This is a genomic window from Cedecea sp. AS113 (assembly GCF_037152415.1).
Classification (GTDB): domain Bacteria; phylum Pseudomonadota; class Gammaproteobacteria; order Enterobacterales; family Enterobacteriaceae; genus Cedecea.
Genome location: NZ_JBBCMI010000015.1, coordinates 65,921 through 84,388, shown reverse-complemented (window position 1 = coordinate 84,388; position 18,468 = coordinate 65,921). Strand labels below are relative to the sequence as shown.

At 52.9% G+C, this 18,468-nt stretch carries 23 protein-coding genes and 1 tRNA gene; 16 read left to right on the top strand and 8 right to left on the bottom strand.

Annotated elements, in window-relative coordinates; genetic code table 11:
* Positions 1-4: 4 nt before the first annotated feature.
* A complete protein-coding gene (locus WFN87_RS17320; protein ID WP_336983439.1) occupies positions 5-703 on the top strand; it encodes an RluA family pseudouridine synthase in 699 nt (232 codons plus the stop codon).
* Positions 704-727: 24 nt separating this feature from the next.
* On the opposite strand, the gene WFN87_RS17315 is transcribed toward WFN87_RS17320, so the two are convergent.
* On the bottom strand, positions 728-973 hold the full coding sequence (locus WFN87_RS17315; RefSeq protein ID WP_008459646.1) for a DUF2543 family protein: 246 nt from the start codon (positions 971-973) through the stop codon (positions 728-730).
* A gap of 61 nt (positions 974-1,034) precedes the next feature.
* Entirely contained in the window at positions 1,035-1,640 is a 606-nt protein-coding gene (gene gstA, locus WFN87_RS17310; protein ID WP_336983438.1) for a glutathione transferase GstA, read from the bottom strand.
* Positions 1,641-1,769: 129 nt separating this feature from the next.
* On the opposite strand from gstA, the gene WFN87_RS17305 reads away from it, so the two are divergent.
* Entirely contained in the window at positions 1,770-2,645 is an 876-nt protein-coding gene (locus tag WFN87_RS17305; RefSeq protein WP_336983437.1) for a LysR family transcriptional regulator, read from the top strand.
* Between the two features lie 19 nt (positions 2,646-2,664).
* Here WFN87_RS17305 and WFN87_RS17300 read toward each other — a convergent pair whose 3' ends face one another.
* Positions 2,665-3,597 (bottom strand): LysR family transcriptional regulator, encoded by a 933-nt coding sequence (locus WFN87_RS17300; protein WP_336983436.1) that lies wholly within the window; start codon positions 3,595-3,597, stop codon positions 2,665-2,667.
* 92 nt (positions 3,598-3,689) lie between these two features.
* Between WFN87_RS17300 and WFN87_RS17295 the strand changes: the two genes are divergently transcribed.
* Both WFN87_RS17295 and WFN87_RS17290 read left to right on the top strand, forming a co-directional pair.
* Positions 3,690-4,166 (top strand): GNAT family N-acetyltransferase, encoded by a 477-nt coding sequence (locus tag WFN87_RS17295; RefSeq protein ID WP_336983435.1) that lies wholly within the window; start codon positions 3,690-3,692, stop codon positions 4,164-4,166.
* A 236-nt stretch (positions 4,167-4,402) separates the two neighbouring features.
* Positions 4,403-4,630: a hypothetical protein gene (locus tag WFN87_RS17290; protein WP_336983434.1), complete on the top strand. Its 228-nt coding sequence runs from the start codon at positions 4,403-4,405 to the stop codon at positions 4,628-4,630.
* Between the two features lie 77 nt (positions 4,631-4,707).
* On the opposite strand, the gene WFN87_RS17285 is transcribed toward WFN87_RS17290, so the two are convergent.
* Positions 4,708-5,331, bottom strand: coding sequence for an NUDIX hydrolase (locus WFN87_RS17285; RefSeq protein ID WP_336983433.1), 624 nt, complete (start codon positions 5,329-5,331; stop codon positions 4,708-4,710).
* A gap of 348 nt (positions 5,332-5,679) precedes the next feature.
* Here WFN87_RS17285 and WFN87_RS17280 point away from each other — a divergent pair, with 348 nt between their 5' ends.
* Positions 5,680-6,948 carry a hypothetical protein gene (locus tag WFN87_RS17280; RefSeq protein WP_336983432.1) on the top strand — a complete coding sequence of 423 codons (1,269 nt, stop codon included), beginning with the start codon at positions 5,680-5,682 and terminating at the stop codon, positions 6,946-6,948.
* A gap of 284 nt (positions 6,949-7,232) precedes the next feature.
* A complete protein-coding gene (locus tag WFN87_RS17275) occupies positions 7,233-7,943 on the top strand; it encodes a YnfC family lipoprotein (RefSeq protein ID WP_336983431.1) in 711 nt (236 codons plus the stop codon).
* 77 nt (positions 7,944-8,020) lie between these two features.
* Here WFN87_RS17275 and WFN87_RS17270 read toward each other — a convergent pair whose 3' ends face one another.
* Positions 8,021-8,560 (bottom strand): DUF2058 domain-containing protein, encoded by a 540-nt coding sequence (locus WFN87_RS17270; RefSeq protein ID WP_336983430.1) that lies wholly within the window; start codon positions 8,558-8,560, stop codon positions 8,021-8,023.
* Between the two features lie 155 nt (positions 8,561-8,715).
* The gene (locus WFN87_RS17265; protein WP_336983429.1) at positions 8,716-9,042 is read right to left on the bottom strand and encodes a hypothetical protein; all 327 of its coding nucleotides are present in this window, start codon (positions 9,040-9,042) and stop codon (positions 8,716-8,718) included.
* Between the two features lie 914 nt (positions 9,043-9,956).
* On the opposite strand from WFN87_RS17265, the gene WFN87_RS17260 reads away from it, so the two are divergent.
* Positions 9,957-10,238 (top strand): hypothetical protein, encoded by a 282-nt coding sequence (locus WFN87_RS17260; protein ID WP_336989464.1) that lies wholly within the window; start codon positions 9,957-9,959, stop codon positions 10,236-10,238.
* A gap of 130 nt (positions 10,239-10,368) precedes the next feature.
* Positions 10,369-10,800 carry a hypothetical protein gene (locus tag WFN87_RS17255; protein ID WP_166990831.1) on the top strand — a complete coding sequence of 144 codons (432 nt, stop codon included), beginning with the start codon at positions 10,369-10,371 and terminating at the stop codon, positions 10,798-10,800.
* Positions 10,801-10,870: 70 nt separating this feature from the next.
* On the opposite strand, the gene WFN87_RS17250 is transcribed toward WFN87_RS17255, so the two are convergent.
* A tRNA-Arg gene (locus WFN87_RS17250) sits at positions 10,871-10,945 on the bottom strand.
* A gap of 75 nt (positions 10,946-11,020) precedes the next feature.
* Positions 11,021-11,962, bottom strand: a complete 942-nt coding sequence (locus tag WFN87_RS17245; protein ID WP_336983427.1) for a formate/nitrite transporter family protein — start codon at positions 11,960-11,962, stop codon at positions 11,021-11,023.
* 203 nt (positions 11,963-12,165) lie between these two features.
* Here WFN87_RS17245 and ccmA point away from each other — a divergent pair, with 203 nt between their 5' ends.
* From ccmA to WFN87_RS17205, 8 genes are read left to right on the top strand one after another with little or no spacing between them, the layout of a single operon-like run.
* On the top strand, positions 12,166-12,774 hold the full coding sequence (ccmA, locus tag WFN87_RS17240) for a cytochrome c biogenesis heme-transporting ATPase CcmA (RefSeq protein ID WP_336819278.1): 609 nt from the start codon (positions 12,166-12,168) through the stop codon (positions 12,772-12,774).
* The gene (gene ccmB, locus WFN87_RS17235; protein ID WP_336983426.1) at positions 12,767-13,426 is read left to right on the top strand and encodes a heme exporter protein CcmB; all 660 of its coding nucleotides are present in this window, start codon (positions 12,767-12,769) and stop codon (positions 13,424-13,426) included. Before ccmA ends, ccmB begins: the two co-directional genes overlap by 8 nt.
* A gap of 29 nt (positions 13,427-13,455) precedes the next feature.
* Positions 13,456-14,196: a heme ABC transporter permease gene (locus tag WFN87_RS17230; RefSeq protein ID WP_008459663.1), complete on the top strand. Its 741-nt coding sequence runs from the start codon at positions 13,456-13,458 to the stop codon at positions 14,194-14,196.
* Positions 14,193-14,405, top strand: coding sequence for a heme exporter protein CcmD (gene ccmD / locus WFN87_RS17225; RefSeq protein ID WP_008459664.1), 213 nt, complete (start codon positions 14,193-14,195; stop codon positions 14,403-14,405). Before WFN87_RS17230 ends, ccmD begins: the two co-directional genes overlap by 4 nt.
* Positions 14,406-14,885: a cytochrome c maturation protein CcmE gene (gene ccmE, locus WFN87_RS17220; protein ID WP_008459665.1), complete on the top strand. Its 480-nt coding sequence runs from the start codon at positions 14,406-14,408 to the stop codon at positions 14,883-14,885.
* Positions 14,882-16,837, top strand: coding sequence for a heme lyase CcmF/NrfE family subunit (locus tag WFN87_RS17215; RefSeq protein WP_336983425.1), 1,956 nt, complete (start codon positions 14,882-14,884; stop codon positions 16,835-16,837). The genes ccmE and WFN87_RS17215 overlap by 4 nt, the downstream gene beginning before the upstream one ends.
* Positions 16,834-17,391, top strand: a complete 558-nt coding sequence (locus WFN87_RS17210; protein WP_166872115.1) for a DsbE family thiol:disulfide interchange protein — start codon at positions 16,834-16,836, stop codon at positions 17,389-17,391. Before WFN87_RS17215 ends, WFN87_RS17210 begins: the two co-directional genes overlap by 4 nt.
* Positions 17,392-17,399: 8 nt before the next feature.
* Positions 17,400-18,464, top strand: coding sequence for a cytochrome c-type biogenesis protein CcmH (locus WFN87_RS17205; RefSeq protein ID WP_336983452.1), 1,065 nt, complete (start codon positions 17,400-17,402; stop codon positions 18,462-18,464).
* Positions 18,465-18,468: the final 4 nt, after the last annotated feature.

Sequence of the window (18,468 nt, the reverse complement as noted above, 5' to 3'; positions counted from 1 at the left end):
CCCAATGTCTACGATTATTGATACGTTTATTGCCCCGCCTTGTTTTGATGAGATAGAAATTCTTTATCAGGACGAGCATCTGGCGTTGATCAATAAACCTTCCGGCTTGCTCAGCCTTTCAGGGAAAAACCCGCAGAATCTTGACTCGGTGCATCATCGGCTGGTGAAGATATTCCCCGGCTGCACGCTGGTGCATCGCCTGGATTTCGGCACCTCCGGGCTGATGGTGATTGCGCTGAATAAGGCGATCAATGCGTTGCTCTGCCAGCAGTTCAGCCAGCGTTCTGTTGCCAAGGTGTATACCGCGCTGCTTTGCGGGCATCTTGAAAAAGAGGAAGGAATGATCGACGCGGCGATTGCCAAAGATCCGGCGCTGTTTCCACTGATGTCGATTTGCGCCGTCAGCGGCAAACCTGCTCGCTCGCGTTACACTGTGGTTGAGCGGATTTATCGGGAACTTGAAAATGGTGCTCGGCTGCCGTTAACGAGGGTACAGCTTGCGCCTGAAACCGGACGGACCCACCAGCTGCGCATCCATGCGCAATATCTTGGGCACCCGATCCTGGGCTGCGATCTGTATGGCGGGCTGGCGTTGCCGTGCACCGAACGAGCGCCTCGGCTGATGCTGCATGCCAGCGAACTGCATTTTGTTCACCCCGTCAGCGGCGAACAGGTGGCGGCCAGGTGCGACAGCCCGTTCTGACGGGGAAACGTGTTGTGGCAGACATTACTCGTTGCCCCACTGATTCAGAAACTCAGCGATTTCGTCAATGCGCTGTTCGGCAAGGCCAGCCTCAACGGCCATCTCACCCTGCGCTTCCTCGCTGATTTCCTCGTTATTCATTAAGCGGGTAATCAGCAGCTGGAAATAGTGCGCCACGGCATCACGCTCATCCTCGGCAACGGGCTTTGCCGCTTCCGTCGAGTACTCGTCCGCGATGTCGTAATATTTCAGGTCGATTTCGTTGTTCATGGTTATCTCTGGGTTTGTTAGCCTGGCCCGGATGATAACACTGTTCAGCGGGCAAAAGGGATCAGTGAGTTTCTTCCACACGCAGCGCTTCCTGCACCGCTGGCCGCGCGTTTATCGCCGTCATATAACGGGTAATAGCGGGCCACTGGTTAAGGTCGATTGATAACATTTTGCCCCAGCTCAGGACGGTATAAAGATAGGCATCAGCCACGCTAAAAGTGGAGCCGGTTAGATAAACCGTCTTCGAGAGTTTGTCCTGAACAAAATCGAGCCGCTTGAAAAATTTTTCGCGGAAGATGGTTTTAACCTCTTCCGGCAGCGAAGCGTTGAACAGCGGGGCAGACGCGGTATGAAGTTCGCTGGTGATGAAATTCAGCCACTCCTGCAATCTCACCCGCGCCCAGCTTCCTGCCAGAGGCGCTAGCCCTTTTTCCGGCTGGAGATCGGCCAGGTATTGCACGATAGCCGTGCCTTCCGTCAGGATCTCTCCGTTGTCCAGCTCCAGCGCGGCAACATAGCCTTTGGGCGTGACGGTGAAAAAGTCTCGCCCGTCGGCGGTGAGTTTAGTTTTGTTATCCACTTTGATGAGTTCGAATTCCAGCTCTAATTCACGCAGGATAATGTGAGGCGAGAGCGAACAAGCTTTTGGGGCGTAATACAGTTTCATGGCATCTCCAAAAATGGGGAAACAGGTGTACAGTGCGCGACCCGGCACCTGGATGCACTATGATTTAGCCCGGCACCTCTGTAAAATTAATCATTCATTAAATAACTATTAGTTGAGCTACTGATAACGATGATGAACCTTTTGCACTGGCGGTTGCTGGTCGCGGTGGCCGATGCCCGCAACATTTCCCGTGCGGCGGAGGAGGTGGGCATGACTCAGTCAGGTGCCAGCCAGGCCATCGCGCAGCTTGAAGCTTCCCTGGGGTTCCCGGTTTTTACCCGCGAGCGCAGGAACATTGGCGTTACCGCGCTGGGGGAGCAGGTTATCGCTCATGCCAGGAGTATGCAGCTGCATCTCGAGGCGATCCGCTCGCTGACCGAGTCGTGTCGGGACTTAAGCGGGAGCCGTATTCGCCTCGGCAGCTTCCCGTCGGTGACATCGACACTGCTGCCCGGCCTGCTGCGTGACTTCAGGCGTTTGCATCCCGGCATTGAGGTCGTGGTACTCGAAGGCATTGATGAAGAAGTCGAGCAGTGGATTGCCGCAGATACCGTCGAACTGGGTGTGGTGATGAACCCCGTTCCCGGCCGGGCTGACGTTATTCTCGGGCAGGATGCCTGGATGGCGGTGTTGCCTGCCAGCCACGCCATGGCGCGTGGGGCCAGATCCCGGGGAATAACCCTTGAAGCGTTGGCGGGGCAGCCCTTCGTGCTGGCGACTGGAGGCTGTGTGGTAAACGGCGGCAGTTTAATGGCAGAGGCCGGTTTGCGCTTGTCTGACGTACGCGTCACGGTCCGGGACTGGGTCAGCGCCTGTATGCTGGTGCGTGAAGACATGGGTGTGGCGATAGTGCCTGCGTCCACGCTGCCTGAAGATATGCGCGGCCTGTGCGTGGTGCCGCTGACGCCGGGGCTTCATCGCGAGTTTGGCCTGGTGTGTTCTTCGGCAGGAAAAACATCCCCGGCGGTTCAGGCCCTGGTAACCCGACTGCGTAAAGCGGGATGAGCTAAACGCCGAACAGCTTTCACTGCCCGGTGTTTATCTCCTTCGCCAGCGTTTGCAGCCTCGATTTCAGCCAGTTGGTCGCGCTCCGCTTCCCGCTTCGTTTGTGTGAATAAATTTTTATTTCAAACGGACGTATTTCGAACGGTAATGAAAAAATCTTTATATTCGTGGCTGGCATCAGTTTTTCAGCGGCAAAGCGCGGCAGCGCCATTAGCAGATTGCTTTCTGCCACAATAAACGGCGCGCTAAGCATAGATGGCGTCTTGATGGCTATTTGCCGCGTGTAACCCATTTGCTCAAGCTGCCTGTCCAACACACCTTGCTTCTCATTCCACGGCGTGACAACGATGTGCCTTGCGGCGAGATAATCCTCAAATGTCAGTTGTGTCCGGCTTGGGTGACTGATGACGACATACTCATCTGTAAACCAGCCAATCTCTTCCAGCTCCGGATGCCGGATATCTTCTGAGGTACTGAACCCCAGCGCCAAATCCACTTCGCCCGCCAGAAGCTCCGTCAGTGCCGGTGTATGAGGCAAGTAAAGTAACTCGAAGCTCAGGCCGGGCGCTTCATGCTGCAGTTTGTGCATCAGGGCAGGGAAAATACAAAAAGCGGTAAAATCCGTAATCGCTATCTGCAGGCGCTCTGTCGTCCGGGATGCGTCAAACTCCGGCTGCTGAGTCAGCTCTTGATCCAGGTATTTCAACGTCGAAGCAATAGAAGGGGCGAGCTGCGTGGCATACACGCTGGGACACATCCGGTGCCCTTCCCGGTAAAACAGCGGGTCATTGAGCGAGGCTCTCAGTCTCGACAGCGCGTGGCTAAGCGCCGAGGTGCTCATCGCCAGTTCATCGGCCGCCAGGCGGACGGAACGATGGCGATAAATCGCGTCAAAAACAGGCAAAAGGTTTAAATCGAGACGCCTTAAGGTTGGATGCATAATATTCATCATCTGGTGATTTCATTGCACTTAATTCGCCTGACAATAACCTTTATGCTTGGGGCCAGCAACGTTAACGCCATCCAGAAATAACAGGAAAACCAATGAGTATGACGATTCGTCAGGCCCGCCCGGAAGACGCTCAGGCTATTTACGACATGATCTATGAGCTGGCCGTGTATGAAAAAGCCCCCCAGGAAGTGATCACCACGCCAGAGGAGATCCGGGCGACGCTGTTTGACGCAGGCAGTAAAACTGAAGCGTTGATCTGCGAGACAGAAGGCAAAATTATCGGTTACGCCGTTTTCTTCACCAACTACTCGACCTGGCTTGGGCGGAACGGTATTTACATGGAGGATTTATATATCTCTCCTGAGTATCGCGGCAGGGGAGCGGGAAGGTCGTTACTGAAATATATCGCGCAGTGTGCGGTGCAGCGGCAGTGTGGCCGCCTGGAGTGGTCTGTCCTGGACTGGAACCAGCCCGCGATCGATTTTTATCTGAGCATCGGGGCGTTGCCACAATCGGAATGGGTTCGCTACCGCCTGGATGGTGAGGCATTATTGAAATTTGCCGAATAAAAACAGGACGATATAACAATCCCGCAGCGGCGGGATTTATACAGCTAACAGCGCTTATTTGCAAAAATGCGATGAGTTATTTTATGGTAACTTATTAATATTAATGGCATTAATCGATATAATGCAGTGCTGAACGTTTAGACATAAATATGCACACTTTATTTCAGCCGTGGCATCTGGTGTTCAAAATCTGCCCACGTTAGAGTGATGGTCTGGTTTTTAGCCTGGGTGACAAAATGAAAGTATTAAGTATCGTCGGTGCAACGCTGTTAGCGACCTCATTCCATGCCTCGGCATTCGTTTCTAATTCCTCGGTTCACCCTGAACAGACGGCGAATGTGAACAATAACGCCGCCCATGGGCATGCCATTCCTTCCGAAGCCAACTACGACATCACCAAAATCATCCCGATTGCGGGCTGCAACTGCGCTTTTTGCACCGCTTTACGCAGCGCGAATCTTTAATCCGATCTTACTGTTTCAGGCCCTGTTTATCGTCATGATAGCGGGCCTGAAGTTGCCTGTTTGCTCGCGTCAAGCTGCTAGTCATACCACGGTTGCCTATCGCTGGTGGCAATTTCCATGCTGACAATCAGCTCTTCCGGGACAATGCGCGTCAACGATAGCTCCGGCAGATCGTTAATGGCGAAGAAGCCGATATCGGTGGATTCCTGGCTGAGGGCAAGGTTGCCGCCGGTTTCTTCACACAGAAAAATGAGCTTGTAGACGTGCCAGGGCAGCGGGGGATGGCCGTGCAGATTACGGTCCCACACGCCCAACAGTTTGGTCACCTTCACTTCCAGCCCGGTTTCTTCCCTTACTTCCCGGCAGACGGCAGCGGACGGGGTATCGCCCACATCGGCCCAGCCGCCGGGTAAGCTCCATTTCCCATCCTCCGCTTCTTTGACCATCAGCACCTTACCGTCGCGAATAATAAAAGCGCGAACGTCGGTTTTCGGTGTGGCGTACCCGGACTCAGAGACAGGATTCAAGGTTTCTGAATTAATGTTAAAACGGGAGCGGAGCAGGTTTTCGGCGATGTCACGGAGGGCTTCATAGCGTTCCTTGTCAAACACATCTTTGGCGTATGTCAGCCCGTTCTGGGCAATAGCATTGAGTTTCTGAGCGACTGTGTGGATATCGGTCTCTTTGATGGCGTCCGGCATTGTTTTCACCTGTGTTGTGCAGAAAGAAAAACTCAGTCAGTGCACAACCGTAGCAGTAAAATCAATGGATTAAAATGTGAGTAGAGCAGGTTTCGCGAGGCAGTTTCCGGCTAACCCCCTCATTTCTGGCATTATCTTGTTGAGGATCTTTGCGCTATTCTGGGTCTACTTTCGGATAATGATGAATAACGACTTGCCATGAAATGGACTGCTTCGCTAATTTTGGGACTTACGCTCACCGCACCAGCTCTCGCCATAAACTTGCCCGAACCAGCGCCTGTTAAAAGCATCGAAGTAGTGCCCGGTACGACCGTACGCTTAGGGCCTGGGATCAATACGGCTTATCGCGTGACGACTATGGCAGGGCTGAGCAGCGAAGTCTGGATATACACCGACTGCCGGACCGATGATAAAACGCTGCTGTTTATTAATGCGCAGGCGAATAAAAGTTTGCGCGTCTACGCGGTCAACTCCATCAACCGCTATACGCCGGGGACGGCATTCGAGCCGGATGCGGACAGTCCGTTTATGACCACGCCAGGGCTGGATCTCTGTAAGCAGAATGTGCCGGAAGCGAAGTGGGCCGGTGTCCCTTCCGCGAGTCAGAACGGTGAAAAGCGGTTTGTTGATGTCTCTAACAGCCAGCGTGAAGGGGCAATACTGAAAGCCCGGCTGGCGACAGACTTCGACAAAATCTATCACGAAGAAAAATACGGTGCGCCTTACTCGGTAAAAATCGAGGATGTGGTCTTCAACTGCGTAAAAGCGGAGGGCATCGCAACCCGTACTTTCTCGCTGGATAACCAGGGAATGGCAACGGACACCTCAGCTGGGGAAAATAAAGTCCTCTCGCCGGAAACGGCAAGCGTTGCAAAAACACTTTGTGGCGTCAGCAATCTGTCGAGCTACAAAGGCACGGGCGCGCTTGTCCGTCGTGACAAAGAGGCGGCCGATACCACGCCCGCTAAGCCGGATTTAGACAATAACACCCCGGCGGCATTGCAGCGGTTTGCCCTTCCGGCGCAGGTGACAAATGCTATTGATAAAATCTTTACCGATCCGCAGCAAAAACCGGCTTTTCGCTCGATAAGTTTTACTCAGGTAAGCCAGGAAGGAGACGGCCTTACGCTTAGGGCAAAAGTCGATGCTCAGCCGGACGGCACGACGCTCACCGTGACGAAGATTAGCCTCGGCAATGCCGATTTCTATTCCCAGTATCAGCGCTTGTTTAACATGGTGGATGTGAAAAAGTGGGAAGCCATGTCCGAAGCACCGTGGGTTAGCAAAAATCTGGAGAGCAATTTCATGCTCCCGGTGAAACCGGGCAAAACTTATTCCTCACGCAGCCAGGTTTACAACCAGGATAAGCCTGATACAGAGCAAACGCTAAGCCAGACCTGCGTGGCCGGTAAAGAATGGCAAAATGCTGCCGATATTCATCCTAATTTCCCTGGCCGCTACCTGGAGTTAATCTGTAAACAGGATCTCGGCGACGGCAAAGAAGCCAGCGGTGACTATGCCTATTTTGAAGACCTGCGCATGTTTATTCGCTTTGGTTATCAGGAGAAGGGTGAGGCGAAGCGGTTTATCTATAGCGATGTGAAGGTGGTGCGGTAGTTTAGCGTCATTTCCAGCATTTCATATCTGACAGCAGCATTCTCTTCTCACGGATGCTGCAACTCAGCCTGGTCTGCTGATGTGACTCTGGCCGCAGATTAAGTGGTTTATTCATATTCATGATTAGACGTAAAGAATAAGGTCACTGTATAGGCACAATCGTTTATACAGCAATGATAGGTTTATAACTTTTTTAAATTACTGCTTCGCGCACAGTAGCTTTTCGGAAATTAAATAATAACCCTGTCACCCAGGGGGCAATACTACTAAAAAAGGAATGACCAATGAAGGCAAGAACGTTATTTATCTTATCAGTTTTGGCAGTGTCATTTAATGTCGATGCATTGACTCAATTCAAACCGGCTGTTTTAAATGCTGCTCTTTTGTTTGATCATAATCCAACTACCGGTCACGTAAAGCATAGTGTTCAGTCGATTAGAGATGAGCAAGGAAAACTTCTGGTGATGACGGAGGTTAAGTACGATCGCAGCGGGTGTTTCACTAATATCAATATGGTTGATATGGTCAATGGTCGAATTTTCCATGTAGTCAATAAAGATGGAGTACTAAGCTCTTTTGAAGGTCAGAGTATTACTGGAAAGGTTAATAAGCGCTGCGAAATAACTGAGCTTGAGAATGATCAGGGAAAATATACTCTCACTTATAATGTGCACGGTCTGCTTGAAAAAATGGTGGACAAAGATACGGGCAAAGTTGCAACGCTATATGAGTATCGCAATAGCCAATTCCCTGAGCGTATAAGAGATTACAATGAACCAAGAGACGATCGTTTTTTTTATCCATCAGGAAGCGCGCAATTCATGGACTCGGAGCTAGTATCAAAAAGTCAGTACTTCACCGTCAGGGTGAAGCAAAGCTGTACTTATACCGATGATGGTAATGCAGACAAATGCTCGATGATATCCTCCGTTAAAGATGATTATCACGGTGCAACACAGTTATGGATGACTAGCCACGAAACAGAATATTTCTGATTCTAATAAAAATGGGCGAACCGATGCCAGAACTCAGGCGGCTCAGTAATATCTGGCCGCCTTAACGCAATGAATCGTTACCACATCAAATCATCAGGCACCACGAAGTCCGCATACGGATCGTCTTCGTCTTTGTCTTCTGGCGCCAGGTCGCTGCTCAGCACAATAAAACTGGCATCGCGCTGTTTAATTTTATCGGCAACGACTGCGGGAATAATGGCGTATTCACCTTCAGGGTTTTTATCTGAAATCAGGCGGGCAATGGCCAGGCGGCCTTTGATCAACTGAGTCTGGGTCACTTTATCGACGTACACTTTTTTAATTAAGTTATTGTCCGTGAAGTTATAGCCGATATCGCCCTTAGAAATAACAATGCGGTTCATTTCGATCAACTGCTTGATCTGCGCTTTATATTCTTTGGCTAAAGTGGCCTGCTTTTGCTGTTCGCTGAGTTCTTTATCGCGCTCAACCTGAGCCTGTTTGTTAGCTTCCACGGCTTCCCGCGCTTCACGAGCCTGCACGCGAGATTTTTTTGCGGTGCGCTGCACTTTGGCCACTTTTTTGCTGCTGACCAGGCCTGCTTTGAGCATCTGCTCTTGTAACGTAAGTTTTGTCATGTTCTTTTCGACGGCTGAGGAATCATTGACGGGATTATATCCTTAACCGCTTGAACAGTGCCAGGTAACCTGTCGCAAGGTTAGGTGTGGTTAAAAAGCACCAAAAATCGCTTAGGTTGCACTAGAGAGGCGGGTGATTCACCCGCCGAAAGACATTAGTGCTTCTCTTCTGCTACCAGCGATTTGTTAAGGTAGATCTCGAATAGATACTGGGTCAGTACCTGAGTCACCTGAGCCGTGTTCTCAACAAACAGCCCGACATTGAAGGCATCTTCCTGAGTGAGTGGATGCTCTTCAGTTTCGCTCAGGTCAAACACTCTGTTACCGACAAACTCTAAACCAAACAGCAAACCATCAATGTGTTTGCGCAGCCACCAGATTGCCTGCATAGAGGCGTGGTCGTCTAATGTGGAAGGCGAAACAAGCAGATCGCTAAGGGAGTTAACTGCGGTAACGGTTGTTTGGGAGGTGTAATTTTCCATGATATTTCCGTTCTTCAATGAGGATTTTTACTCACCACCAAAAGACGCCAACCCAATGGTGGTGAACTGATCGCAGATTGGCGTACCGGTGAAGAACGAACCCGGCGTCCCGAAGGACTCCACGATCAGCTCACCATTGTGGAAATGTGCTGATCCCCCACAGCTATCTGTGGGCGGGGTATTATCGTTCTAAATAAGCCAGACGCCAATCTGGAACATCCAATTTTGTGGATGTGAAGCAATTATCCCCCACCCAAACCACTGGATCAATAACCATGTTTTGTGGGTTTACCTAATTGCGAGATGCTTCGAGGAAAATTGAAAAGAGTGAAGTTCGTTGCATTTTTTAGTTGGTTTTATCTGGTTATAACTGCTGATACGTGTGCTCCTATGTAGCTAACCTTGGCCATCGAGTGTTGTAGATGGAATAAGTAGGTCTCTAAGAGAGTCTACTGCGTTGGTGAAGGGGGGCATTTCCATGAAACATAACTTTAATAGGTGCCTTTAGGTTCTATATTCTTTGTACTTTTATGCCAATTCAGCACGCCTAATTTTATGAATATGAAAAAATTATAGGGTTCATTCATCTCTGGATGACGATTGTTTTATATGGTTATTTGAATTTTTTAGAACCACCTGAGAACAATGAGCAATGTGATATGCGTCACTGTGGTTATAATTTTATGTAAGGCTGTTATTTATTTTTATAATTGATGTAATGTTATGATTTTTCTATTTTTATATTCTGTCCGTGAATGAGGTCGTTAATTGATGGTTTTTTTACAATTTAAGATATGGGAAACTACTATTTCTAGTAGTGAGTGCGGGTTGGTTTTTAATGATATAAAAGATAAATGATGTTTCTGTTTTTTTAATTGACACACTGTTTATAGCTATAAAAAAGAGAGGAACTGATGGGACTTTTAACAAAAGCGGATCTGAAATACAACTACAGTTGGACTGTATTGGGTGATGACGATCCCAAAAAAACAGGTAAACCTGATAGTGTCTTGCTTAATAGACATGAAGGTTATGAAATGCTTTATTTCATAAATAAATTTTCAGAAAAACATTCCTTTAAAGATAAAGAATCTGGATTGAAGGTTGAAAAGTTAATTAGAAATAAATTGCCTGGTGAAATAAGAAGTCATAAAAATGTTACTTCTTGGCTTGAAGAGAACTGGAGTAATTACTAATCAATTATTCACATGAGAGTCTTTGTATGTAAAGGCTCTCTTTTTATATTGATTCTAATTTTTTCTTTTTTTGAATGGTATTTAAAAGTATATTTTTTTTGAGGGCGTTTAAATGTAATTGGAGATAGGTATGAATACAGCGACGATAGGGCTGTTAAATGTTTTAGAAAAAATAACTAACCTTGGCGCAAGAAATTCAATCATCAGTAAACAAGGAAATAGAACATTCATTGAATTCATTTCCCCAAACGGGAATGTATATAAAGTGACAACTAGAGCGAAAACATCAGGGACATGGCAGACATCAATTAACTATGGTTCCATATGCACCATTGACAAAAGTGACAACGAGTTCTGGGTATTTATAGATCTTGAGCGAGAGCCAAATTCTTTCTATGTGACGCCGTTATTCTGGATTAGAAATGATATTTATAAGGCCCATGCTTTATTTATGGAAAAGCATGGGGGACGTCGTCCACTAAACGACGAGTCAACTCACCATGCCATTTCAAAAAAACGTATTGCTGATTGGATGGACAGGTGGGAACTGCTGGGCCTTTAGTATTCTAACTATTGCTCCAAGATTATCTTTTAGGGAAGACTGTGGAGGTATGCGTCGAGGAGTATCAAAATGGCGTTCCCTGCAGGAATCGAACCTGCAACTAGCCCTTAGGAGGGGCTCGTTATATCCATTTAACTAAGGGAACGCGGCGGGCGTAGTATACCCGCTTTTCGAGGCAGGTTAAGAGGTTGGCGGTCCGTTTGCCTGGAAGATGAACAATTTACCCGTCACATTTTCCGCTCTTCGCTGAGTTTCGGCTCATTTCCTCCTGCTTCCGCTTCGCCTGGGCCTTCTTCTTATTGCTCATGTCGTTGCGGATCTGCGCGTGGCTGATCAGCGCGAAGATGAACGTTCCGCCGCAGATATTCCCGGCTAAGGTGGGCAGGGCAAACGGCCAGAAGAACTCGCTCCAGTGCAGCGTGCCGTTGAACACCAGATAAAGAATTTCGACCGAGCCGACCACGATATGGGTTAAATCACCCAGCGCAACCAGCCACGTCATCAGCACTATAACAAAGATTTTTGCCGAACCCGCGGCAGGGAACATCCACACCATGGTGGCGATGATCCAGCCGGAGATAATGGCATTGGCGAACATCTCACCGGGCGGGTTTGCCATCACCTTCATGCCGATATCGTCGAAGGCTTTGCGAGTGGCTTCGTCGAATATCGGCATAAATTCAAAGGCCAGCGCCGCCATCGCGGTGCCGACGATATTCCCGAACAGCACAATGCCCCACAGCCGCATCAGCAGCCCCAAATTGCTGGTGGTCGGGTGCTGCATCACCGGCAGCACGGCGGTGACGGTGTTTTCAGTAAACAGCTGCTGGCGCGCCATAATGACGATGATAAAACCAAAGGTGTAGCCAAGATTTTCCAGCAGAAAATTGCCGGGCACGCCGACCAGGTTAACGTGAAAAATCCCTTTCGCCAGCAGCGAGGCGCCCATCGACAAACCCGCCGCCACGGCAGACCAGAACAGCGCCATGCCGTCGCGCTCCAGCTCTTTTTGCCCGTCCTGGCGAATGTGCTCGTGAATCGCCATCGCGCCGGAGGGCAGGCGATCCTCGTCCACTTCTATTCTCTTGCCGCTCAATTTCTCATCGCTGTCCACTGCCAGCTCATCGTTCTTAGCTATTTCATCGGGCTCGATCTTGTCCATCAGGGCGGTTCCAGGTCGGAAAATGTTCACTTAAGCGTAGCGGTTTTTATCCCACGTTTTTGACGAATGGGAATAATCGCCCAAGATTTGATCTGAATAAGCCAATTAACCCTAATGGAGTAGCCGAAGGCGTCGGGGGTAACCTGAAGAAAACAGGGCGATATGATATGCTTAGCGTCACCCGAGACAAGGAGCGCCTCCTGATGCTAGAAGCCCGACAACTGACCTGCCAGCGTGACGATCGCACGCTGTTCAACGCGCTGTCGTTTAGCGTTGAGCCGGGAGAAATGGTGCAGGTGGCGGGCAAAAACGGCGCGGGGAAAACCACGCTTTTACGTATTCTGGCCGGACTGGCGCAGGCCGATGAGGGCGAAGTCTTCTGGCAAAATCAGCCACTTCGCCGCCAGCGCGATAATTTCCACGGTGACCTGTTGTGGATTGGCCACCAGCCGGGGATCAAATCCGTTCTCACCCCTTTTGAAAATCTCACCTTTTTTCATGCCGATGTAGCCGAAGAACAGCTGTGGGCTGCGCTCGAGCAAACCGGGCTGCTCGGCTTCGAAGATTTATCCGTCAACCAGCTTTCCGCCGGGCAGCAGCGCCGCGCCGCGCTCGCTCGTCTGTGGCTTTCCACGGCAAAGCTTTGGCTTCTGGATGAACCGTTTACCGCCCTGGACGCCGCCGGCATTGAGCGCTTGACCCGGCGCCTGCAGCAGCACGCCGAAGCTGGCGGGATAGTAATTCTCACCAGCCATCAGCCACTAAGTTGCGCTATACGGCAGATTCATTTGCAGGAAGCTGTTTATGATTAGGCGCATTTTCTGGCGCGAACTGCAGGTCGTGTTTCGTCGCGGGGCTGAAATCGCCAACCCGCTGTGGTTCTTCCTGATTGTGATAACCCTGTTTCCGCTCGGCATTGGCCCGGAGCCGCAGCTCCTGGTGCGCATTGCGCCGGGGGTTATCTGGGTGGCGGCTCTGCTGGCCTCTTTAATGGCGATGGACAAGCTGTTCCGGGATGACTTTCAGGACGGCTCGCTGGAACAGCTGATGCTGCTGCCGGTGCCTTTGCCGCTGGTGGTACTGGCGAAAGTGACCGCTCACTGGGTGGTGACCGGGCTGCCGTTGTTATTGCTTTCACCGCTGGCGGCCCTGCTGCTCGGGCTGGATTTTTATGGCTGGCAGGTGATGGCCACCACGTTGCTGCTGGGGACGCCGACGCTGAGCTTTCTCGGCGCGCCCGGCGTGGGGTTAACGGTTGGTCTGAAGCGGGGCGGGGTGCTGCTCAGCCTGCTGGTGTTGCCGCTGACTATCCCGCTTTTAATTTTTGCCACCGCCGCGATGGATGCCGCCTCGATGCATCTGCCGGTGGAGGGCTATATGGCAATTCTTGGCGCGCTGCTGGCCGGCAGCGCCACGCTAAGCCCGTTCGCTACGGCAGCGGCGCTGCGGGTAAGCGTTGCATAACTTTATTTTTTGTTTTGTGAGCAAAACCTATGTGGAAAACATTACATCAGTTGGCTAAACCCGAGCGGCTTTACCACTTTTGTGGCCGCCTGCTGCCCTGGCTGGCTATCCTCAGCGCGGTGCTGCTGGTGGTCGGTTGCGTCTGGGGCTTTGGTATTGCCCCGGCGGACTACCAACAGGGGCAAAGCTACCGGATCATGTACCTTCACGTCCCGGCGGCGATGTGGTCGATGGGCATTTACGCCAGCATGGCGATTGCCGCCTTTATTGGCCTGGTGTGGCAGATAAAAACCGCCGATCTGGCGGTGATGGCGATGGCCCCCATCGGGGCGGCATTTACCTTTATCGCCCTGGTCACCGGCTCCGCCTGGGGGAAGCCAATGTGGGGCACATGGTGGATTTGGGACGCGAGGCTGACCTCCGAACTGGTGCTGCTGTTCCTCTACGTGGGGGCCATCGCGCTGTACAGCGCGTTTGACGATCGCCGTCTTGCGGGCCGTGCCGCCGGGATTCTGGTGCTGGTCGGCGTGGTGAACCTGCCGATTATTCACTTCTCGGTGGAGTGGTGGAACACACTGCATCAGGGCTCGACCAATATGCAGCAGTCCATCGACCCTTCCATGCGTACGCCGCTGCGCTGGACTATCTTCGGCTTCCTCGCGCTGTTTATCACGCTCACCCTGATGCGCCTTCGTAACCTGCTGCTGTTACAGGAAAGCCGCCGTCCGTGGGTGTTAGCGCTTGCTAACGGCAAAGGAGCAAAATCATGACGTGGGCGTTCACACACTGGGGCGAGTTTTTCGCCATGGGCGGCTACGCCTTTTACGTCTGGCTGGCGGTGGCTTTTACGCTTCTGCCGCTGCTTGGGCTGATTTTTCATACCCGCTACCAGCACCGCGCCATTCTGCGGGCGGTGGCGCGCCAGCAGGCCAGAGAGCAGCGTATTCGTGTCGCTCGTCAGCGCCAGGAGGAAGTTTAAGTGAATCCGCGTCGTAAAAACCGGCTTTATCTGGCCGTGGCGGTGCTGGCCGGTCTTGGGCTGACAATAACGCTCGTGCTGTACGCCCTGCGCAGCAATATCGACCTGTTTTATACCCCCGGCGAAATTATCTACGGCAAAGGCGAAAGTCATTTAATGCCGGAAACCGGGCAGCGCCTGAGGATCGGCGGCATGGTGATGCCGGGCAGCGTGAAGCGCGACAGCCAAAGCCTGAAGGTCAGCTTCAAGCTGTATGACGCGCGTGGCGTGGTGGACGTGACCTACGAGGGCATTCTGCCGGATCTGTTCCGCGAGGGGCAGGGCGTGGTGGCCCAGGGCGTGATGGAAGGTGCCACGCTTATCCACGCTAAAGAAGTGCTGGCGAAACACGATGAAAACTACACGCCGCCGGAGGTGAAAGCGGCGATGGAGCAAAATCACCAGCAGGCCCCGGAAGTGTATAAGGATAACGCCTCATGATGCCGGAAATTGGTGGGTTTCTGCTAAGCCTGGCGCTCGGCTGGTCTTTGCTATTAAGCGTTTATCCACTCTGGGGCGTGGCGCGCGGTGACCAGCGGCTGATGGCCTCCGCGCGGCCGTTTAGCTGGGCGCTGTTTATCACCCTTTGCGCATCATTCCTGATACTGGTTAACGCCTTCGTGGTGAACGACTTCAGCGTGCTTTACGTCGCCAACAACTCGAATACCGAGCTGCCGGTCTGGTATCGCGTGGCGGCCACCTGGGGGGCGCACGAAGGGTCATTGATGCTGTGGGTGCTGATGATGAGCGGCTGGACGTTTGCCGTTGCTCTCACCGGGCGCAGCATGCCTAAAGAAGATCACGCCCGCGTGCTGGCTGTCATGGGGATGATTAACTTCGGCTTCCTGCTGTTTATTATTTTCACCTCCAATCCTTTTATCCGCACGCTGCCGGACTACCCGCTGGAAGGGCGAGATTTAAACCCGCTGCTACAGGACATCGGCCTGATTCTGCACCCGCCGCTGCTGTATATGGGATATGTAGGTTTTTCTGTGGCGTTTGCTTTCTCGATTGCGGCGCTGCTGGGCGGCAGGCTGGACAGCGCCTGGGCGCGCTGGACTCGCCCGTGGACGCTGGCGGCATGGGCTTTCCTGACCGTGGGGATTGTCCTGGGTTCGGCGTGGGCTTATTACGAACTGGGCTGGGGCGGCTGGTGGTTCTGGGACCCGGTAGAAAACGCCTCGTTTATGCCGTGGCTGGCGGGCACGGCGCTTATCCACTCGCTTTCCGTTACCGAAAAACGCGGCAGCTTTAAAGCCTGGACGGTGCTGCTGGCGATAAGCGCCTTCTCGCTTTGCCTGCTGGGGACGTTCCTGGTTCGCTCCGGCGTGCTGGTGTCGGTGCATTCCTTTGCGTCCGATCCGGCGCGCGGCATGTTTATTCTGGCTTTCCTGGTGGTCGTTATCGGTGGTTCGCTGCTGCTGTATGCGGTCAAAGGCAGCAAAGTCCGCTCCCGCGTGAGCAACGATCTCTGGTCGCGCGAGTCTTTCCTGCTCGGCAACAACGTCCTGCTGATTGCCGCCATGCTGGTGGTTCTGCTGGGCACGCTGCTGCCGCTGGTGCATAAGCAGCTTGGCCTCGGCAGCATTTCCATCGGGGAGCCGTTCTTCAATACGATGTTTACTGCGTTGATGGCCCCGTTTGCGCTGATGCTTGGCATTGGGCCGCTGGTTCGCTGGCGGCGCGACGAGCCGGGCAAGCTGCGCAAGCATCTGCTGGCGGCGGTGGTTATCACGCTGATGCTGTCGCTGCTTTTACCGTGGCTGATGCAGGATCGCGTAGAGGCGATGACGGTGGTCGGCCTGCTGATGGCCATCTGGGTCTTTGTGCTGGCGCTGATGGAGGTTTATCAGCGCGCCACGCATCGCCACGGCTTCTGGGATGGGTTACGCAAAATTCCTGCCAGCCACTGGGGGATGGTTTCCGCGCATTTGGGCCTGGCGGTGACGGTGGTTGGCATCGCCTTTAGCCAGAGCTACAGCGTCGAGCGCGATGTGCGCATGAAGTCCGGCGACAGCATTGATATTCATCAGTACCACTTTGTGTTCCGGGAAGTGCGGGACATCACCGGCCCTAACTACCGCGGCGGTGTGGGCGTGATTGACGTCACCCGCCACGGCAAGCCGGAAGCCACGCTGCACGCCGAAAAGCGTTTCTATAACAGCAACCGGGCGATGATGACCGAGGCGGCCATCGACGGCGGTTTCACCCGTGACCTTTATGCCGCGCTGGGCGAAGAGCTGGACGATGGCAGCTGGGCGGTACGCCTGTATTACAAACCTTTCGTGCGCTGGATTTGGGCGGGCGGGCTGCTGATGGCCCTCGGCGGGCTTTGCTGCCTGTGTGACCCGCGTTATCGCAGCCGTAAAGTTAAGCCGGAGGCCGCAGCATGAAGCGCCGCTATCTTTTTATTCCGCTGGCGCTGTTTCTGCTGCTGGCCTCGCTGCTGCTCTGGCAGCTGGCGCGCAATGCCCAGGGCGAAGCGCCCACGGATCTGGAGTCGGCGCTGATTGGTAAGCCTGTGCCGGTGTTTCGTCTGGAATCGCTCGATGAGCCGGGTAAAGAGTGGGGGCGGGAAGTGTTGGCGGACGGCAAGCCGCTGCTGCTGAATGTCTGGGCGACCTGGTGCCCAACCTGCCGAGCCGAGCACAAGTTTCTTAACGGGCTTGCCGCGCAGGGTGTCCGCGTCGTCGGCATGAACTATAAAGACGATCGCCATAAAGCGATTACCTGGCTACGCGATCTCGGTAACCCGTACAGGCTAAGCCTGTTTGACGGCAACGGCATGCTGGGGCTGGATCTCGGCGTGTACGGCGCGCCGGAAACCTTCCTGATCGACGGCAAGGGGATCATCCGCTACCGCCACGCGGGCGATCTGAACGATCGCGTCTGGCAGCAGGAGCTGAAGCCGCTTTGGGAGAAATACAGCCAGGAGGCGGGCTCATGATGCGCGCAATGTTCTTTTTGCTCGGGATGCTGTTTAGCCTAAATGCGGCGGCGGCCATTGATACCTTCACCTTTAAAGATGAAGCGCAGGAGCAGCAGTTCCGCCAGCTAACCGAGGCGCTGCGCTGCCCGAAATGCCAGAACAACAGTATTGCGGATTCCAATGCAATGATTGCCTCAGACATGAAGCTTAAAGTTTACGAGCTGATGCAGGAGGGAAAAAGCAAGCAACAGATTGTGGACTATATGGTGGAGCGTTACGGCCATTTTGTGACCTATGAGCCGCCGCTGACGCCAGCCACGGTGATCCTCTGGGTGTTGCCGGGGCTGTTTATTGTCGGTGGTGCGGCGGTGATTGTCTTGCGCAGCCGCAGGCGGCAAAAGATTTCGCTCACGGAAGAAAATCCGGCGCTGAACGGCGGGATAACCTCAGGGAAAATCTCGCTGTGGGTCTTTTTGCCGGGGGGCGTGCTGCTGCTGGCGGTCAGCGCTGGCAGTTATCTGAAAACGTCCGGGCTGGCGCAGGTGCAGGCCTGGCGGCAGGCGACGGCCGAGACGCCAGCGTTGTTAAAACGTGTTCTTGACCCGCAGGCCGCGCCGCTGACTATGGAAGAGATGGCGCGTCTTGGGTTAGGATTACGCACGCGATTGCAGCAACAGCCTGATAATCTTGAAGGCTGGATGATGCTTGGGCGCATTGGCATGGTGCTGAATAACGCCACAACGGCGACACAGGCTTTTGCTCACGCCTATAAACTTGCGCCCACAAACGGCGAAGCAAAGCTGGGCTATGCTGAAGTATTGACCCGCTCTGCCGACGCGCAGGATAACCAGCTTGGTGGGCTTCTGCTCCGCGAAATGTTAAAAGATGACCACACGAATATTCGCGTGCTCAGCCTGCTGGCGTTCAATGCTTTTGAGCGCCAGAACTACCGTGAGGCGATTGGGGCGTGGGACATGATGCTGAAAATTTTACCGGCAAACGACCAGCGCCGCGCCGTCATTGAGCGCAGCATCGATCAGGCGAGGGCCCAGCTTGAACCGGGCACCACTGAAAGCGCAGACAAACAATAATAGG

Coding starts and splice junctions, on each gene's coding strand:
- WFN87_RS17320 (WP_336983439.1), top strand. CDS start 5: ATGTCTACGATTATTGATACGTTTATTGCCCCGCCTTGTTTTGATGAG.
- WFN87_RS17315 (WP_008459646.1), bottom strand. CDS start 973: ATGAACAACGAAATCGACCTGAAATATTACGACATCGCGGACGAGTAC.
- gstA (WP_336983438.1), bottom strand. CDS start 1,640: ATGAAACTGTATTACGCCCCAAAAGCTTGTTCGCTCTCGCCTCACATT.
- WFN87_RS17305 (WP_336983437.1), top strand. CDS start 1,770: ATGATGAACCTTTTGCACTGGCGGTTGCTGGTCGCGGTGGCCGATGCC.
- WFN87_RS17300 (WP_336983436.1), bottom strand. CDS start 3,597: ATGATGAATATTATGCATCCAACCTTAAGGCGTCTCGATTTAAACCTT.
- WFN87_RS17295 (WP_336983435.1), top strand. CDS start 3,690: ATGAGTATGACGATTCGTCAGGCCCGCCCGGAAGACGCTCAGGCTATT.
- WFN87_RS17290 (WP_336983434.1), top strand. CDS start 4,403: ATGAAAGTATTAAGTATCGTCGGTGCAACGCTGTTAGCGACCTCATTC.
- WFN87_RS17285 (WP_336983433.1), bottom strand. CDS start 5,331: ATGCCGGACGCCATCAAAGAGACCGATATCCACACAGTCGCTCAGAAA.
- WFN87_RS17275 (WP_336983431.1), top strand. CDS start 7,233: ATGAAGGCAAGAACGTTATTTATCTTATCAGTTTTGGCAGTGTCATTT.
- WFN87_RS17270 (WP_336983430.1), bottom strand. CDS start 8,560: ATGACAAAACTTACGTTACAAGAGCAGATGCTCAAAGCAGGCCTGGTC.
- WFN87_RS17265 (WP_336983429.1), bottom strand. CDS start 9,042: ATGGAAAATTACACCTCCCAAACAACCGTTACCGCAGTTAACTCCCTT.
- WFN87_RS17260 (WP_336989464.1), top strand. CDS start 9,957: ATGGGACTTTTAACAAAAGCGGATCTGAAATACAACTACAGTTGGACT.
- WFN87_RS17255 (WP_166990831.1), top strand. CDS start 10,369: ATGAATACAGCGACGATAGGGCTGTTAAATGTTTTAGAAAAAATAACT.
- WFN87_RS17245 (WP_336983427.1), bottom strand. CDS start 11,962: ATGGACAAGATCGAGCCCGATGAAATAGCTAAGAACGATGAGCTGGCA.
- ccmA (WP_336819278.1), top strand. CDS start 12,166: ATGCTAGAAGCCCGACAACTGACCTGCCAGCGTGACGATCGCACGCTG.
- ccmB (WP_336983426.1), top strand. CDS start 12,767: ATGATTAGGCGCATTTTCTGGCGCGAACTGCAGGTCGTGTTTCGTCGC.
- WFN87_RS17230 (WP_008459663.1), top strand. CDS start 13,456: ATGTGGAAAACATTACATCAGTTGGCTAAACCCGAGCGGCTTTACCAC.
- ccmD (WP_008459664.1), top strand. CDS start 14,193: ATGACGTGGGCGTTCACACACTGGGGCGAGTTTTTCGCCATGGGCGGC.
- WFN87_RS17215 (WP_336983425.1), top strand. CDS start 14,882: ATGATGCCGGAAATTGGTGGGTTTCTGCTAAGCCTGGCGCTCGGCTGG.
- WFN87_RS17210 (WP_166872115.1), top strand. CDS start 16,834: ATGAAGCGCCGCTATCTTTTTATTCCGCTGGCGCTGTTTCTGCTGCTG.
- WFN87_RS17205 (WP_336983452.1), top strand. CDS start 17,400: ATGTTCTTTTTGCTCGGGATGCTGTTTAGCCTAAATGCGGCGGCGGCC.